Genomic DNA, 16296 nt, shown 5'->3' on the forward strand with positions numbered 1-16296 from the left:
ACGAGGGTGTTTTTTAATAGTGCCTTGCTTCTGAAGGAAACGTATGGCTGTGGACGTAAAGTCATTAAAAGCGGAATTGATGCCGTCTCATTATGGAGACATGATGCTCCCGGTCGGCGTCGTGGGTATTCTGTTGATCATGTTATTGCCGCTTCCATCGTTTCTTCTCGACCTGTTTTTGTCCTTTAGTCTGACGGTTTCTATTTTAATCCTGTTAGTGACCATGCATGCCGGAAGACCCGCAGATTTTTCAGTCTTCCCTGCCGTGCTACTCCTGGGAACTCTGTTCCGCCTCGCTTTGAATATCGCTTCCACACGCGTCATTCTGTTGCATGGTCACGAGGGGGCGGACGCGGCTGGAGACGTGATTCAGGCGTTTGGAGACTTTGTCGTCGGTGGAAACTTCGCGGTGGGCTTAGTCGTCTTTTCCATTCTGGTCATCATTAACTTTGTGGTCATTACCAAAGGCGCTGGGAGAATCGCTGAAGTCGCCGCACGGTTTACGTTGGATGCTATGCCGGGGCGACAAATGAGCATCGACGCCGACCTGAATGCCGGCATTATCGATGAGACAGAGGCTCGCAAACGTCGGGAACTGATCGCACAAGAAGCTGACTTCTATGGCTCCATGGACGGTTCAAGCAAATTCGTGCGTGGTGATGCGGTCGCGGCTCTGCTGATCATCTTTATCAACATTTTAGGCGGACTTTCTATCGGCGTTCTGGATCATGGATTGACGTTCGCGCAAGCGGCGCAGACGTTTACGCTCTTGACCGTGGGCGATGCCGTCGTCGCACAGGTGCCAGCCCTGATTATGTCAACGGCTGCCGGTATCATCATCACTCGTGTCAGTACGAAAACGAGTCTTGGCCGGGATCTTACCGAACAGATTTTCTTTAATCCGAACTTGCTTGCCGTCGTCTCCGGCATCTTTATTTTTCTTGGGCTCATCCCGGGATTACCGCATCTGGCCTTTTTGCTCCTAGGCGGTTTGAGCGGCGGAATGGCCTATATGTTGTTGCAGAAAAAAAATGAGGATGCCGAGGCGTTCACGCCAACGGCCACAGAGGCCAAAAAACCAGCCACCCACGAGACGGAAGCCGTCGAAACGGTGACGCCCCCTGATCTATTGGAGTTGCATGTGGGATATGGGCTTGTGCCGTTAGTGGACACGGCTCAGGGAGGAGAACTTCTCGAACGAGTCCGAGCCATTCGCCGGCAAACGGCGCAAGACTTGGGATTTGTGGTGCCTTCTGTCCACATCAGAGACAACCTCCAATTGAAACCGCATGAATACAGTATTTTGCTCAAAGGGGTACAGGTGGCGAAAGGAGAACTCGTGCCCAGGCATCTACTGGCGATCAATCCCGGCTCTGCAAAAAAGGGGATTGAGGGAAAGCCTGGAAAAGATCCTTGTTTTGGCTTGCCGGCATTGTGGATCACTCCACAAGATAAGGAGCGAGCGCAGATGGATGGGTATACGGTCGTCGATGGGGCAGCGGTCATTGCCACGCATCTGACCGAAATTATCCGCGCAAGTGGGCATGAAATTCTCGGTCGTCAAGAGGTCCAGAACTTGCTGGATAATCTAGCTAAGATGTATCCCAAAGTGGTCGATGACTTAATCCCAACGCAGTTATCCCTCGGCGCCGTCGTGCGAATTCTGCGAAATCTCCTGCGGGAACGGGTATCTATCCGAGATTTGAGGACGATCTTGGAATCAGTCGCTGACTACACGATTCAGACGAAAGATCCCGACCTCCTGACAGAATATGCCCGGCAAAATTTATCTAGGACGATCACGAACCAATATGCCACTCCTGAAGGACTCCTGCACGTGATAAGTCTGGAGCCAATGCTAGATCGGCGTTTGGCCGAGGCGGTCAATCCTGCACAGGGCAGTTTGCCGAATATCTCGCCCTCTTTCATGAATCAGTTCGTTGAATCCTTGAAGAAAGCGATAGAAAAAACAGTCGGACAGGGGTATCAGCCCATCGTGTTATGTTCTCAGACGGTTCGAAGCTATGTGTATAAGTTGATTTCTCCCGGGCTCCAAACGTTAGCGGTCCTTTCGCCGAATGAAATTGACGGAAAGGCCAAAATTCAAGCCATAGAAGTTGTGAGGTTGCCGCATGAAGCTGAAACGGTTTGAAGCATTGACTCTGCAGGGTGCTCTTGAGTCTGTCAAAGCCGAGTTAGGGCCGGATGCCGTGATTGTCTCCACTCGGCGGGTGAATAAAGGGGGAGGCCTCTTTGGGTTGCTCAGTCAACCCGTCGTCGAAGTGACGGCCGCGGTGGATCGTCAAACCAAAAAGAAACAGACTGAGACGACGATTCTGGAACGAATTGCTCGCTCTCATGAAGCGGCTGATCCGACCCCGGTCGAGGTTTCGTCACAGGTTGATGCGGTGTCTGAAACGCCAAGAGGTGACAGTTTTCACGATCAACTTCGAATGGCCACGATGTTAGATCCGTTTACCGAACAATTAACCGCGGTACGAGAGGAATTGAAGCGATTGCGAGAAGAGCGCAATGATCCAGAGTCTGTCGTCAGACCGTTACGGCAGGAACTCGAAGGGCTTCGGATTATCGTGGGAGAAGCTCTGGGCGATCGTATGCGGAAACAGGTCGATGCGTTGCCGGGGAATCTGACGTCCGATTATGAGGCCCTTGTGAGTCAAGGCGTGCAGCCGCAGCTGGCTCATGAACTTCTACGGTCGGTCGTCGAGACACTAGGAACAGCCGGCATCAAAGACCGTGTCATCGTGGAAGAAATGCTTCAAGAGCGAATTGAGCAAGCCATCTCGACATCAGGATCATTCTTGCCGACCAATGGACTGCAAAAAATCGTGATGCTGGTCGGTCCGACGGGTGTCGGAAAAACCACCACAGTGGCAAAACTTGCCAGTCTTGCGACCCAAGTGGAACGGCCTCGAAAAACGGTATTGATCACGCTTGACACGTATCGGATCGCCGCGGTCGAACAGCTTCGTGTCTTTGCCAAAATCCTGAAGCTTCCGTTAGAAGTCGCGATGTCTCCGCGTGATCTTTGTTCGTGTATCGCCCGGCATCCAGAGGCTGAATTGATCTTAATCGATACCGCCGGAAGAAGCCCTCGAGATCGGACAGGTCAAGAAGAACTCAAGGTGATCGCCGAACAGCAGTTAAAGATCGAGACGCATCTCGTCTTGGCCGCGCCGACCACTGAATCGGTTCTTCATGACGTCATCCAACAGTATCGAAGCATCCCGATTCACCGGCTGTTGTTCACGAAGCTCGATGAGATCACGCATTATGGAAAATTGTTTAATTTGCTGCACTACACGGGATTACCACTTTCGTATGTCTCGATGGGACAACGGGTTCCCGAAGACTTGGAATTAGCTTCCAGTCGTCGTGTGGTGGAATTGTTGAAGGCCAATTCAGGTAATTCGATGGATCTTACGCAATTATCAGGAGCGTCTATATGACCCCGAGACCTCATCGAGCGATGAACGCGGATTGGAAACGTCCTGCTACGCATGTCATCGACCAGGCGAGTGGCTTGCGCGCTGCGGTGCAAGCGCACAGTCCGAGAACGCAACCGGTGCAGGTTGTCGCCGTGAGCTCAGGGAAGGGCGGGGTCGGCAAAACCAATGTCGTGACCAATCTGGCGGTGGCATGCGCGAAACATGGGCGAAAGGTCCTGGTGATGGATGCCGACTTAGCGCTCGGCAATGTCGATATTCTGTTAGGGTTAGCCCCGTCGGCGACGATCGAAGATGTCTTAACCGGAGATCGAACGTTAGAGGAGGTGATTATCAAGGGGCCCGAAGGAATCAGTATTCTGCCAGCGGCATCAGGCATACAAGAATTATCGAATTTAACCTATGAACAACAATTGCGGTTGCAAGCAGGGTTTTTGCAATTGTCGAATCCTCCGGACCTTTTGATGATTGATTGTGCAGCAGGGATTTCTTCGAATGTTTTGTATTTTAGTCTTGTGGCGCATGATACGTTAATCGTGGTCTCACCCGAGCCGGGATCACTCACCGATGCGTATGCGCTCATCAAGATTCTTTCGACCCGCTATCACCAGCAGCATTTCCGGCTTCTGGTGAACATGGTGCGTAAGCCCAATGAAGGCAGAGAGGTCTTCCGAAAATTGAGTCTTGTCACCGACCGATTCCTGAATGTGTCCTTGGATTTTGTTGGATGGATTCCGTTTGATGATTGCGTTCCACTCGCTGTCTCTCAGCAACGTCCTGTCCTGGTCGCCTTTCCACGGGCCATGGCCAGCCGCGCCCTGAGCCAGGTGGGTGAAAAAATCGGCAAATGGACGTATGACCGTCATCTGCGGGGGGGGTACCAACTGTTTGGTTCCATGGGCTTTGGACCGATACATGAAGAAATGGGGAAAACAGCATGAAACGAGCAATCGCCGAAAAAGAACCTGTGAACACCAAACCCACGATTCCTTCCAAGATGATCTTGAAAGGCGATGAGCGGGAACAACTCATCCAGGATTTCGTGCCAGTCATCAAGTATATGGCCTTACGTTTGGTCATGCGTGTGTCGAGCGGGCTGAATGTCGAAGATTTAATCAGTGCCGGCACCGTAGGATTGCTGGACGCCATCACCAAATTCGATCCTTCCCGTGAAATTAAATTCCGAACCTATGCGGAATTCAGGATTCGAGGAGCGATGTTGGATGAAATCCGTGCGATGGATTGGGTGCCTCGATCTATGCGGGAACGGATCGGAAAGATCCAGCATGCCGCTAACGAGTATACGAAACGGAAAGGCCGGCCGCCAACCGAGGCAGAACTGGCCAATGAATTGGGTATGGAACCAGAGGAAGTCGATGAAACGCTGTTGCAAGCCAAGGGGTCGGTCATCTTAAGCCTTGAAGATTTGGGAAGCAACGATGACGATTCTCATCCTATCCTTGATGCGTTGGCTGATCGTGATCAGCCGAACCCTTTGGAATCTCTTCTCTCAGAAGATACGAGGAAAATCTTGGCCGATGCGATCGACCATCTGCCCGAACGACAACGCCTGGTCCTCACGCTGTACTATTTTGAAGAATTAACCATGAAAGAAATCGGTGCCACCCTTAATGTGACCGAGTCACGAATCTGCCAGCTCCATGCGCAGGCGATGATTCGGCTGAAGTCACACCTGCATAACCGTTTGTCACGATAAGCCCTTAGCCGGACATGCGTCGTTAATCTCTTCGATTCGATCTTCTGCGTTCTCTCCTGACCGTTCTTGCGTTTATTTTGTGTTGTCGCGTCTTTTCTTTTCTTCCTGAGAGCACTCGGACCCTGTCCTTCGCCCGGCATACCTGATGCCGATCACCACCTCTAGTTTCAAGGGTGTATCACCGAAGAAGGCAATGAGACCGAACATTCTCGGCATGTTCCCCCCTGCACCCATTGAACAAAGCCGGTGTGGAAATTCGCTCATGCTGAGAGGTGATAGCTTACCCATCGGACAAGGGACACGAGATGAGCCTTCAAGATACGCCCATCGCGCAAGACGGTTCACAGGTCAATGATGAGTCAGAGGGCGAGACGACGCTTTTACTCGTCGAAGATGAAAAAGTCGTGCGTATGGTGACGAAACGACGTCTGGAAATGCTGGGATATGTAGTTCTCGAGGCCGAAAACGGTGCTCAAGCCTTAGAGGTACTCAAGACGAGAACGGTCGATCTGATCTTGTCGGATTGGATGATGCCCGTGATGGATGGCCTTGCACTCTGTCAGATCGTCAAGGCAGACCCCACATGGCAGACGATTTATTTCATACTCATGACGGCGTTGGAAGAGTCGTGCCAAATTGCCGAAGGCCTCATACGGGGGGCTGATGATTTTTTGCCAAAGTCAGCGAGTGAGGAGGTGATCGATGCGCGAGTCAAAGCCGGGATACGATCGTGCCGGCTCATCAGAAAACTCGAACATTCTCATCGGGTGATCCTCCAGCAGCAGGCTGAGTTGGACGCCGAACTGCAGTCAGCTGGGAACTTCGTCCTGTCGCTGTTGCCTCTGGAGGGATCTCCCGTTCCTAACGTTCAGGTGGCATGGCAATACTTGCCTTCCTCGCGGCTTGGAGGAGACCTGTTTCAGGTTGCTCGATGGGGGACAGAACATCTTGGGTTGATGATTCTTGATATGTCAGGTCATGGGATTGGTCCCGCGCTCAGAGCCGTGTCTCTCGCCATGAGATTTCGAGACGAACATATTGTTCAGTTACACCCCACGTATGACCCCGGAGAGATCGTGGAACGATTGAATCGAGAGAACCCGCTGACTGATCAAGGGGAGTACTTTACGATCTGGGTGGGAAGTCTGCATTTACCTACTTTGCGTCTACGTTATACGACGGCTGGACATCCAGGCGTGATTTTGACCAGGCAAGGCAACAGCATGGATGTGTTGGGCGCGAAGACATGGCCCATAGGTTTTGGACTAGATCAGTCCTATGACAGTCAAGAATGTCAACTGAGTCCCGGAGATAGACTGTATTTGTTCAGCGATGGTCTGTATGAGGTCACGTCACCCGCCGGCGAACTCTGGGATCGAGAAGGTCTTGAGGCAGCCTGTCGGACAGTCCATGGAAAACCAATGAAAAAAGCACTGGAATGGGTCATCCAGCAAAGCCAGGCTTGGCAAAAACAGACCAACTTTTATGATGATGTGGCCCTGGTGGGAGTCGAAGTCATATGAGCCGACAACTCCTGTTTCTTCCTCCTGGCCGTTCGCAACCGGAAGAGAAAAATGATGCGTCTTTTACTCGTTGATGATGATCCGGTAAACCGCCATATCTTGCGTGAATACCTGGAGGACCAGGGGTACGATCTCGACGAGGCCGGAGATGGGCAACAGGCCTGGGATAAACTTGTCCATGAAGACGCTGCCTATTGTGTCGTTCTCCTCGATCGGATGATGCCGAAAGTCGACGGGCTTACCATCCTCAAGCGCATGCAAGAGGACGACAGACTCAAGTTCATTCCGGTCATCATGCAAACTGCAGCCGGCGCTTCCCATGAAATACGGGAAGGAGTCGAAGCCGGAGCGTTTTACTACCTGACCAAACCGTTTGACCAGTCCATCCTGCTTGAGATCGTGGGAGCGGCGATTCGAAAGGGTCTGAATCATCGGGAAATTCAGGATGATGTCGTACGGCAGTCCCGTTCGATTCAAAGTCTCCAGACAGGGGAATTTCGAATTCGGACTGTCGAAGAAGCCCATGATCTCGCGGTACTCATCGCCAAGGCCTGCCCTGAATCAGATAGAGTCGTCATGGGCCTCAATGACATACTGATGAACGCGGTTGAACATGGCAATCTCGGCATTACCTACGAAGAAAAAGGGGTGCTTCAGGAAACCGGCGAATGGGAACAGGAAATTCAACGTCGTCTTGCGTTGCCTGTAAATGCAGCGAAGTTTGTGGAGGTCACGTTCGAGCGGTTTGAGCAGGACATCTTGATTCTGATCAAAGATCAAGGCCAGGGGTTTGATTGGAAGAAATACGAACATTTCACGCCGGAATTGGCGTTGGCGAGTCATGGGCGGGGGATCGCGATGGCCAAAGCCCTGTGTTTCGACCGCTTGGAATATCATGGGGTCGGTAATGAAGTGCTGTGCGTGATTGCCGGCAATCCTGAACGAGGAGCCATTCAAAGAAAGCATGAGCCAGATGAAGTCACGACTCGGACGAATGTAAACTGAGTCATCTCACCTGCTTGTCCATCCGCGAGCATCGTACAGCTTCAGAAGACCTTCTTGAGAAGACTTCAGGAATGTTCGCCACAGGAACATGTGAAGACGCGTAAGACCTCAGGGGATATCCGTTGACGGCCATGTCTCGTCCCGCCATCGATGGTTGAATGCCATGAACGCAGATGACACTCCCTCCTTTTGGACGACCTATCAGTTGACCTTCCCTGTCGGTGTGGTCCTTGTCCTGTTCTTTGGTATTGGATTGCCACTTCTCGGTAGCGCGGTTTCCCTATTGGTCTTAGCTGAATGGCACTGGGATGATCAATCCTTTCACATGCTCATCGAAATTCTCGGAGGGCTGTTAGCCTTACTCTTAGGGGCGCTGTTGCAACGGCAAGCACATCTCCAAGCGCCGCAGCTCTATTATTGGGTGAGTTGTGGTTTGATGGCCATGGGTATCTTGGACATTTTCCATGCCTTGGTGGAAGTGGGGAAAATTTTTGTGTGGTTTCATAGCGCCGCGACTTTTATTGGCGGTGTCTGTTTCATGATGGGAGGGTATCGACTCGCCTCCACGGATCGTCCTCTGACCTTTAAAGGTCCATTGTGGATTGGTCTGTTGTCAACGCTGGGAGGCGTGCTCTCCCTGGCACATCCAGAAATGATTCCCATGATGGTTTCGCAGGGGGAGTTCACAGGGGCGGCGCGAGGGCTCAATATCCTTGGTGGACTCGGATTTTTCCTGACGGCCGTTCGATTTATTCAGCGCTTTCGAGCAAGCGGTGGGTTAGACGAATGGTTTTTCGCCGTCCACTGTACATTGTTCGGGTCGGCAGGGGTCTTGTTCGAACTCTCGTCCTTATGGGACGCCAGCTGGTGGTGGTGGCATTTCTTGCGATTGTTGGCGTATGGCACAGGCTTGCAATGTGTGTTTGCGATGTTGCTGCGACAAAGAGCGTCGAACGAAAAGGCGAACCTGACATCGATAGATAAAGGCCGAGAACCGGACTTTCAAGAAGCGATAAAAAAGAAAGCCACCTATTGGTTTCCGATGATGATCGTGGGCATCGTGGTGAGCAGTCTCATCACAGGAGGACGGATGATCTACCTCATTCATGATCATTTCATGGAAAACGAAGGACGGTCTTTATCGGCCTTGGCGTCTCTCTCGAGTCAACGGCTGACCGACAATATGTTCGAGCGCAAAGGAGATATTCAACTGCTGGCACAAGCACCAGTGTTTCGCACGGCCAATGCCGACGAAATGTCTCGGTACTTGAAAAAAGTGGCTCGAACGTATCAGGCCTATCTCGCGTTAAGCTTCGTGAATGCTCAGGGTGTGGTGGTTGCCTCAAGTTCAACGGGTCTGATTCAGGAAGACTTAGCTGGAGAATCGATCGTTGAGGCCATGCGACAGACTCCCGGTTTTCACTTTGCCGATGTCGAACGAGTTCCCACATTCATGGAGCTTCAGGGCGTGGCCTTGGCCTCACCAGTTTTTCTCGTGAATGGACAGTATCACGGCATGGTGCTTGGTTACGTCGGCATTCCATATTTGCAAGGCATTGTGACCCGTAGTCTTCAAGCGTTTGTCGAGAAGAAGGAAGAAGTGGGTTCAACGTTCGAATGGCAACTCTTGAAAGAAGATGGCACCGTCATCACCGATTCCAAGCCTACCCTGGAACAAGTGGTCAATCTTCGGACTTTGGGGCTGCCTTCAGCGAATCTGATCGGGATGAACGCGATGGGTTATGTGAAAGAACGCCATTTACGCCGGGACGTAGCCGTGATTAGCGGATATGCAGGAACTTCCGAACTCCTTGGCCTTCCTGGGAAGTACTGGGGAGTCTTGATGCGGCGAGATCAGGAGACCACCTTGGCTTCGTTAAAAGCCATAGAAGCGAAACTCGGACTGGCCGGATTGGTCGTCGTACTTCCACTCATCGGACTTATCCTTGCAAGCGTGCATCGAATGGAAAAAGCGCAAACGATCACCACCTATGCCTTGCAAATGGCCGAATCGAGTGCAACACAAACACGACTTATCCTCGATTCGGCTGCGGAAGGTATTTATGGCCTTGATGTTCATGGTCAGATCAGTTTCGTCAATCCTTCCGCCTGTCGAATGTTGGGCTATCACGCGACGGAATTGATCGGAAATTCCATGCATGCCATCGTGCACCATTCGAGGGCTGAGGGCGAACCCTATCCGCGCAGTGAATGCCCCATGCATTGCACAGCGGCGGATGAGCAGACACAGCGTGGTGAAGATGAGATCTTGTGGCGCAAAGATGGGACAAGCTTTCCCATCGCCTACACGAGCACACCGATCGTGGATGTGCATGGGCAGGCAATCGGCGCCGTGGTCACATTCCAAGATATTACAGAGCGGAAACAACATAAATTAGCCTTACAACATCACTTGGAACATTTAGAAGAGGTCGTCGCGAATCGTACGCAAGATCTCGCGAAGGCAAAAGAACGGGCGGAAGGGGCCAATCGGGCCAAGTCTGAATTTCTGGCCAATATGACGCATGAATTGCGAACCCCGATGCATGCGATCTTGAGCTTCGCGTCTTTGGCGATTTCACGGTTCGATCGCTCGCCTCGCGAGAAACTCCTGTCTTATGTGACTCAGATTCAACAGAGCGGCACGAGACTACTCGGTTTGGTGAACGACCTTTTGGACCTGTCAAGGCTCGAGGCTGGAAAAATGCCGCTTCAATTGGAGGACATCGACTTGAAAGAGCTGGTGTTTTCGATGAAAGCGCAAATCAACGCATTGATTCAAGAAAAGGAAATCAAGATCTCATACGAACATGAGACGGATGAAACCTCAATCGTCGGAGACAGGCAACGTTTAAATCAAGTCTTATGGAATCTTGTCTCGAATGCGGCCAAATTTTCCCCAGTCAGAAGTCGTATCCTGATCGGTATTCGTGAAGTGCATGTCAAGGGTACCCCAGGACTCTCAGAGTCAAGGCCGGTTCCAGGCCTCAAGGTGACCGTGCGTGATGCCGGCCCAGGAATACCCGAAGAAGAGCTGATGCGAATTTTCGAAAAATTTGAGCAAAGCAGCCTGACGAATACCGGGGCGGGAGGAACAGGGCTCGGGTTGGCCATTTGCCGTGAAATCGTAGAACTTCATGGTGGAATGATCTGGGCCGAAAACCATCCAGAGCAAGGCGCGATGTTTCATTTTGCGATTCCGCGAAAAGAAAGGAAAATGAACGACCAGGAACAGGTGACGGCACATGCCATAAAGGCGTGATGTTTTCTGATATTGCTGAGAATCTCTTGAGGAAAACTCTTAAGTCTTGAAAGGAGCATCCGATACAGTCTTTGAACTCGAATCTTGGATGTTTCACTGCCAACGCTTGATCATTGTGACATTCGAGAGTGCTGAAAGGAATGGTCGTCTACGTCAACGAAGAGACGAAAGTTGCCTTGATTGACTGGATACACGTCCCTCGTAGACTTGCCTTCGATCGAGCGTTCTCATTTCTTTCATAAATTGTTCTCGAGTTATTGGTGAGCGACGCAACCGTATCGTGGAGATATTCATATGGAAATCAAAAACCGTGCAGGCGTGGCCGTGCTGCAGCCTGAAGGGGATCTGACGATCTTCGAAGCTGCAGATTTTCGTGATGCCTTGTTGACGCTACTGGAGCATGAAGGTCCTGTTGAACTCGATCTAGCCGGTGTTGAGCGGGTGGATTCATCGGGAATACAGATGTTGGTCGCTGCCGCTCGTCAAGACCGATTCTCCGTTACGGGCATGTCTTCTGCCGTGAACGAAAAGGTCGCAAGCATTGGTTGCGCTCATTTTTTACTGAAAAAAGAACCGTAGAGCGAAAGAGAGTGGACGGTGGCTATCCGTTCTCTGTTTCACCCTCTAACAGGAGCGAGACATGAGTCCTAATTGGTGGTGGGTAGGTGGAGCGTTCGTTGTGGGCGGCGTCTTCGGGGCGTTGTGCAAACGACGGGTGTCAGGTGTCGACCAGACCAGCGTTCAGCCTCAATGGGTATCTGAGCATGAATTTCAGAAGGAGCGCAGCATTGCCACGAGTTGGGAAGCATTTGCTCGGGCATTGACCCCATTGCTGCCTGTCTTTGTCGCGCAGATGAAGTCGGTGATCAAAGAGACCGAGGAAGCTTCGAACGGGCTTATTCAACGGTTTCAAAAAATCTCGCAGAGGGCGAGGGAGCAAGCCTCTGAAACCGAGGCGCTTATCAATATGGGGGAAAGTTCGAGTGATTCGGAAGATGATTCCTCTGTTGAAGGGATATTGCACGCCACGAAAAGTACCATGGATATGTTCGTGAATCAGGTGAGTTCGACCTCCGCCGTCACCAACAGCACCATGGGAGTGATGGAAGAAGCCGTGGCCTCGACCACAAGAATTTCGAGCGTCGTTGAGGAAGTAGAGTTTATCGCCGATCAAACCCGCCTGCTCGCGTTGAATGCGGCGATTGAAGCTGCACGAGCGGGAGAGCACGGACGAGGGTTTGCCGTCGTGGCTGATGAAGTGACGAAATTAGCCAACCGATCAGGTCAAGCGGCTGAACAAATCCGAACGTTGGCGACGACCGTGAAAGGCACGACAGAATCCGCCATGAAAGAGCTGCAAGGGCTTGCCGCGATTGATTTGACCGAGACCTTAGGGGCCCAGCAGCGCGTGCTTGAGATGACGGAGGTGATGGCGTCAAAAAATGCGGCGTTGAGAAAGAACATGAGTCAAAATAGTCAACGGGCCCAGGAGTTGGGGAACGATATCGCACAAATTGTGATGGCGATGCAATTTCAAGATATCACTCGGCAGAAACTGGAACATGTCTATGAACCTCTTGAACTCATCTATGATCCCTTGCACGCCGTACAAGCCAGCGGTGATCATCAAGAATTTCCGGCGGATGTACTGAACCAACTGCAAAAACTGGAGATGTCCTACACGATGGAGTCTGAACGGACGATCATGAAAGCAGCCAAGGATGGGAAAGAAGTCGTGGTCGTGGGAACCGGGACCAGCGTAAACGAGGAAGACGCCGTCACGCTGTTTTAAAGAGACGAAAAGCGAGAGACCGGAAACGAAAGGCAGTGAAGGGATGGAGTGCAGCAGGCGTGAGCTGTATCGAGAGATGTCATGTTCTGTTGTGCGAGGCAATCAAGATCATCATCAATATCTGCAATGAGGACAAGCCATGGGTAAAACTGTTTTAGTCGTAGATGATTCCGTGTCGATGAGGCAAATGGTGACCTTTACCCTACAGGGAGCTGGCTTTGAAGTCGTGGAAGCTGGAGATGGAAAGGAAGCGGTCGAAAAGCTCAATGGTGGCGCCAAGCCCAATCTGGTCATCACCGATCTCAATATGCCCAACATGGACGGCATTTCCCTGATCAAAGCCATTCGTGGAATGCCAGCTCATAAATTTACTCCGGTCCTGATGTTAACGACAGAATCGGCGGACGATAAGAAAAAAGAAGGGCAAAGCGCCGGAGCGACTGGCTGGATCGTCAAACCGTTCAATCCGGAACAGATGTTAGCGACGATTGGAAAAGTGTTGCCTGCCTAATCGTTGGAATTCGAGCATAAGGAGTCGCCATGGCGGTAGATCTTTCGCATTTCCAAGAGTCCTTTTTTGAAGAGTCAGCTGAGCATGTTGAGACGATGGAGACCGGGTTGCTCGACCTGGAGCAACGGCCCACAGATCTCGACTTGCTGAATCGAATCTTTCGCGCGGCGCATTCCATCAAGGGCAATGCAGGCATGTTCAGCTTCACGGCTATTAGCGGGCTAACACACAAGATGGAAAACGTCTTGGATAAACTGCGCAATAGTCAGATGGTGGTGACCAAGGACATTATCGATCTCCTTCTCCAAGCGTTGGATGGCCTCAAATCGCTGCTGGATGCGGCGCGGGGGAATGGGGAGATTGATGTGACTCACATCGCGGCGCTGGAAGCGCGGCTGGTGGATTGTTTCAATGGAGGTGACGCGAGTCCGTCAACCGCTCAAGCTGCTGGCGTAGAGCGCGCCTCCTCCGTGACGGCTGCTGCCGGCCTGCGAACTGTGACGATTTCATGGAGGCCTTTGGCGGAACTCTTTCAACGAGGTCTGGACCCATCTCAATTATTCAGGGAACTTGCAACGCTCGGCAAAGTGTTGGAATTGGACGTGCATGTCGACGTGCTTCCTGATCTCGCAACCATGGACGCTGAACGTTGTTACTTATCATGGACGCTCGTCGTCGAGACCGACAAGCCGGTGAAAGACCTTGATGCGGTGTTCGATTTTGTCCGTGATGGGAGCGAGCTACAGATTACCGATCAAAATGAAGCGGATGACGAGTATAAGCCGCTCGGCGAAATCCTGGTGGATGAAGGGGCCGTTTCGCCAGAACAGGTAGACGCGGCTTTGGCGAAACAAAAGCCCCTCGGCCAGATTTTGGTAGAGGAGAAGGCGGCAACACCGCAACAAATCAATCAAGCGCTCAGTAAACAACAACAGATGAAGAAGGCCGAAAGTGCGTCGATTCGTGTTGATACGGAAAAGATCGACAAGCTGATCAATCTGGTCGGGGAACTTGTCATCACTCAATCCATGATCACGGATCTTGGAGAAAAATTTACGATGAGTCAGCTCCCTGTCCTTCAGGAGCGGATCATTCAATTGGAGCGCAACACGCGGGAATTGCAAGAACGAGTGATGTCCGTTCGGATGGTCCCGATCGGTGCCACAGCCTTTAATCGATTTCCGCGTTTGGTTCGAGATCTCGCTAGCAAGAGCGGCAAAAAAATTCAATTACTCATGTCCGGGGAAGAGACGGAATTGGATAAAACCCTGATCGAGGCGATTGGCGATCCCCTGACTCATCTTGTCAGAAATTCGGCAGATCATGGGCTTGAAGGACCGGAGGAACGTGTGGCCGCAGGAAAGTCGGAATTAGGGACGATCCGACTCAATGCCTATCACGATGGCGGCAGCATCTGTATCACGGTTGAGGATGATGGGCGAGGGCTTAATCGGAGCAAAATTCTGAAAAAGGCGGTTGAGAAGGGATTGATCATCGAGAATAACCAGCTTTCTGATGACGAAGTGTGGCAATTGATCTTTAGGCCTGGTTTTTCGACGGCGGAGACCATCACGGATATCAGTGGGCGCGGTGTGGGGATGGATGTCGTGAAGAGAAATATCGAAGCCCTCGGAGGAAGTGTGGCTGTCCAATCGAACGAGGGAAAAGGGTCGAAGTTGACGCTCAAGCTGCCACTGACGCTCGCCATTATCGACGGCATGACCGTTCGTGTGGCGAATGAGAATTACATCATTCCTCTGATCTCGGTGACGGAGTCGATACGTCCGAAACTGGAAGATCTTCAAACGGTGGTGGGCAAAGGAGAAGTAGTGAATCTCCGTGGTGAGTGGGTGCCGATGGTGCGACTCTACGATGTCTTTGGAGTCGAAGCAGAGTTCACGAACCCGGCCGAGGCCCTTCTCGTGATCGTTGAAGCAGAGGGGAAACGTGTGGCGCTGTTCGTGGATGAACTGACCGGTCAACAGCAGGTGGTCATTAAAAGTCTCGAACAGAATTATGAAAAGGTCGAAGGCATTTCGGGGGCGACGATCCTGGGCGATGGGCAAGTGGCCTTGATTCTGGATATCACAGGTCTGGTCAAACTGTCCAGGATGGCCAAGACGGTCGCGGCCTAAGGACGTCAAGACGAGTATGACGCGTCAGGCGTGAGACTGACGATGAGCGACGAATAATGCAAAGAGTCCAGGTCGGGGTGAGGAAAACATATCGTGCGATGTAACCGTTTACACCTCATGCCTGGCCGATTGAGAAGGAGGCAAGAATGTCTACAGCGATAGCAGAGGTCACGGAAGTCACGAGTGGATTGAGTGCGGATGGCCAGCAATACCTGACGTTTGACCTGGCCGAGGAACATTACGGAGTCGATATCTTAAAAGTTCAAGAAATCAAAGGCTACACGGCTGTCACCAAAATTCCGAACACGCCGGAGTATTTGAAAGGCGTGTTGAACCTGCGAGGGACGATCGTTCCAATCGTTGACCTGAGGTTGAAGTTCGGGATGGGAATGACCCAGCCCACGGCGTTTACGGTCATCGTGGTGGTTAACGTGTGCAAACGGGTCATGGGCTTTCTGGTGGATGCCGTATCGGATGTCTTGGAGTTCGCGAATAAAGACATTCAACCTCCGCCGGAATTGGGCAGCACAGTCGACATCACATTCGTTTCGGGGATCGGAAGTTGTAACGACCGTCTGGTCACATTACTGGATATTGACCGAGTGTTAATTGATACGGAAGTCGCGGCCGTGACTGCGGCCAGTCAAGAGCAAGGAGAGCAATGATGAGCCTACATGCACAGTCCGTCAATGTATCACGTCTTTTCAAACAATCACAGAAGACACGAGGGGGTGAGGGAGCGATGAAACAAGTCATGCAGACGTTTTTAAGCTGGGGCATCGCGGCCAAACTGGTCACGCTATTCCTGATATTCGGGGTCCTTCCGATGGCCGCAGTCGGAATGATTGCCTACAACGCCGGCGAGGATATGAAAACCGGAGTCG

At 51.8% G+C, this 16296-nt stretch carries 12 protein-coding genes; all 12 read left to right on the plus strand.

All coding sequences use genetic code 11. The annotated features are described in order from the left end of the window. The first annotated feature begins 43 nt into the window (after positions 1–43). Positions 44–2152, plus strand: coding sequence for a flagellar biosynthesis protein FlhA (flhA, locus tag MRJ96_12630; protein ID MDR4502289.1), 2109 nt, complete (start codon positions 44–46; stop codon positions 2150–2152). Continuing rightward, positions 2133–3470, plus strand: coding sequence for a flagellar biosynthesis protein FlhF (gene flhF / locus MRJ96_12635; GenBank protein ID MDR4502290.1), 1338 nt, complete (start codon positions 2133–2135; stop codon positions 3468–3470). Before flhA ends, flhF begins: the two co-directional genes overlap by 20 nt. After that, positions 3467–4408: a MinD/ParA family protein gene (locus MRJ96_12640; protein ID MDR4502291.1), complete on the plus strand. Its 942-nt coding sequence runs from the start codon at positions 3467–3469 to the stop codon at positions 4406–4408. The genes flhF and MRJ96_12640 overlap by 4 nt, the downstream gene beginning before the upstream one ends. Then, positions 4405–5184: a FliA/WhiG family RNA polymerase sigma factor gene (locus MRJ96_12645; protein MDR4502292.1), complete on the plus strand. Its 780-nt coding sequence runs from the start codon at positions 4405–4407 to the stop codon at positions 5182–5184. The genes MRJ96_12640 and MRJ96_12645 overlap by 4 nt, the downstream gene beginning before the upstream one ends. A 305-nt stretch (positions 5185–5489) precedes the next feature. Continuing rightward, complete coding sequence (locus tag MRJ96_12650) at positions 5490–6707, plus strand: SpoIIE family protein phosphatase (GenBank protein MDR4502293.1); 1218 nt, start codon at positions 5490–5492, stop codon at positions 6705–6707. Positions 6708–6758: 51 nt separating this feature from the next. Beyond that, on the plus strand, positions 6759–7712 hold the full coding sequence (locus MRJ96_12655) for a response regulator (protein MDR4502294.1): 954 nt from the start codon (positions 6759–6761) through the stop codon (positions 7710–7712). Positions 7713–7875: 163 nt separating this feature from the next. Then, positions 7876–10974 (plus strand): ATP-binding protein, encoded by a 3099-nt coding sequence (locus tag MRJ96_12660; GenBank protein ID MDR4502295.1) that lies wholly within the window; start codon positions 7876–7878, stop codon positions 10972–10974. 294 nt (positions 10975–11268) lie between these two features. Further along, entirely contained in the window at positions 11269–11553 is a 285-nt protein-coding gene (locus MRJ96_12665) for an STAS domain-containing protein (protein MDR4502296.1), read from the plus strand. A gap of 61 nt (positions 11554–11614) precedes the next feature. Continuing rightward, on the plus strand, positions 11615–12766 hold the full coding sequence (locus tag MRJ96_12670; GenBank protein MDR4502297.1) for a methyl-accepting chemotaxis protein: 1152 nt from the start codon (positions 11615–11617) through the stop codon (positions 12764–12766). A 139-nt stretch (positions 12767–12905) separates the two neighbouring features. Next, on the plus strand, positions 12906–13277 hold the full coding sequence (locus tag MRJ96_12675) for a response regulator (GenBank protein ID MDR4502298.1): 372 nt from the start codon (positions 12906–12908) through the stop codon (positions 13275–13277). A gap of 29 nt (positions 13278–13306) precedes the next feature. Next, positions 13307–15412 (plus strand): chemotaxis protein CheA, encoded by a 2106-nt coding sequence (locus MRJ96_12680; GenBank protein MDR4502299.1) that lies wholly within the window; start codon positions 13307–13309, stop codon positions 15410–15412. Between the two features lie 146 nt (positions 15413–15558). After that, positions 15559–16077: a chemotaxis protein CheW gene (locus MRJ96_12685; protein ID MDR4502300.1), complete on the plus strand. Its 519-nt coding sequence runs from the start codon at positions 15559–15561 to the stop codon at positions 16075–16077. Positions 16078–16296: the final 219 nt, after the last annotated feature.

This window comes from Nitrospirales bacterium (genome assembly GCA_031315865.1).
Taxonomy (GTDB): domain Bacteria; phylum Nitrospirota; class Nitrospiria; order Nitrospirales; family UBA8639; genus JAGQKC01.

Excerpts from the sequence above, each read along its gene's own strand:
- MRJ96_12670 (MDR4502297.1), top strand. The coding sequence starts at position 11,615 with ATGAGTCCTAATTGGTGGTGGGTAGGTGGAGCGTTCGTTGTGGGCGGC.
- flhF (MDR4502290.1), top strand. The coding sequence starts at position 2,133 with ATGAAGCTGAAACGGTTTGAAGCATTGACTCTGCAGGGTGCTCTTGAG.
- flhA (MDR4502289.1), top strand. The coding sequence starts at position 44 with ATGGCTGTGGACGTAAAGTCATTAAAAGCGGAATTGATGCCGTCTCAT.
- MRJ96_12645 (MDR4502292.1), top strand. The coding sequence starts at position 4,405 with ATGAAACGAGCAATCGCCGAAAAAGAACCTGTGAACACCAAACCCACG.
- MRJ96_12675 (MDR4502298.1), top strand. The coding sequence starts at position 12,906 with ATGGGTAAAACTGTTTTAGTCGTAGATGATTCCGTGTCGATGAGGCAA.
- MRJ96_12650 (MDR4502293.1), top strand. The coding sequence starts at position 5,490 with ATGAGCCTTCAAGATACGCCCATCGCGCAAGACGGTTCACAGGTCAAT.
- MRJ96_12640 (MDR4502291.1), top strand. The coding sequence starts at position 3,467 with ATGACCCCGAGACCTCATCGAGCGATGAACGCGGATTGGAAACGTCCT.
- MRJ96_12680 (MDR4502299.1), top strand. The coding sequence starts at position 13,307 with ATGGCGGTAGATCTTTCGCATTTCCAAGAGTCCTTTTTTGAAGAGTCA.
- MRJ96_12660 (MDR4502295.1), top strand. The coding sequence starts at position 7,876 with ATGAACGCAGATGACACTCCCTCCTTTTGGACGACCTATCAGTTGACC.
- MRJ96_12665 (MDR4502296.1), top strand. The coding sequence starts at position 11,269 with ATGGAAATCAAAAACCGTGCAGGCGTGGCCGTGCTGCAGCCTGAAGGG.
- MRJ96_12685 (MDR4502300.1), top strand. The coding sequence starts at position 15,559 with ATGTCTACAGCGATAGCAGAGGTCACGGAAGTCACGAGTGGATTGAGT.
- MRJ96_12655 (MDR4502294.1), top strand. The coding sequence starts at position 6,759 with ATGATGCGTCTTTTACTCGTTGATGATGATCCGGTAAACCGCCATATC.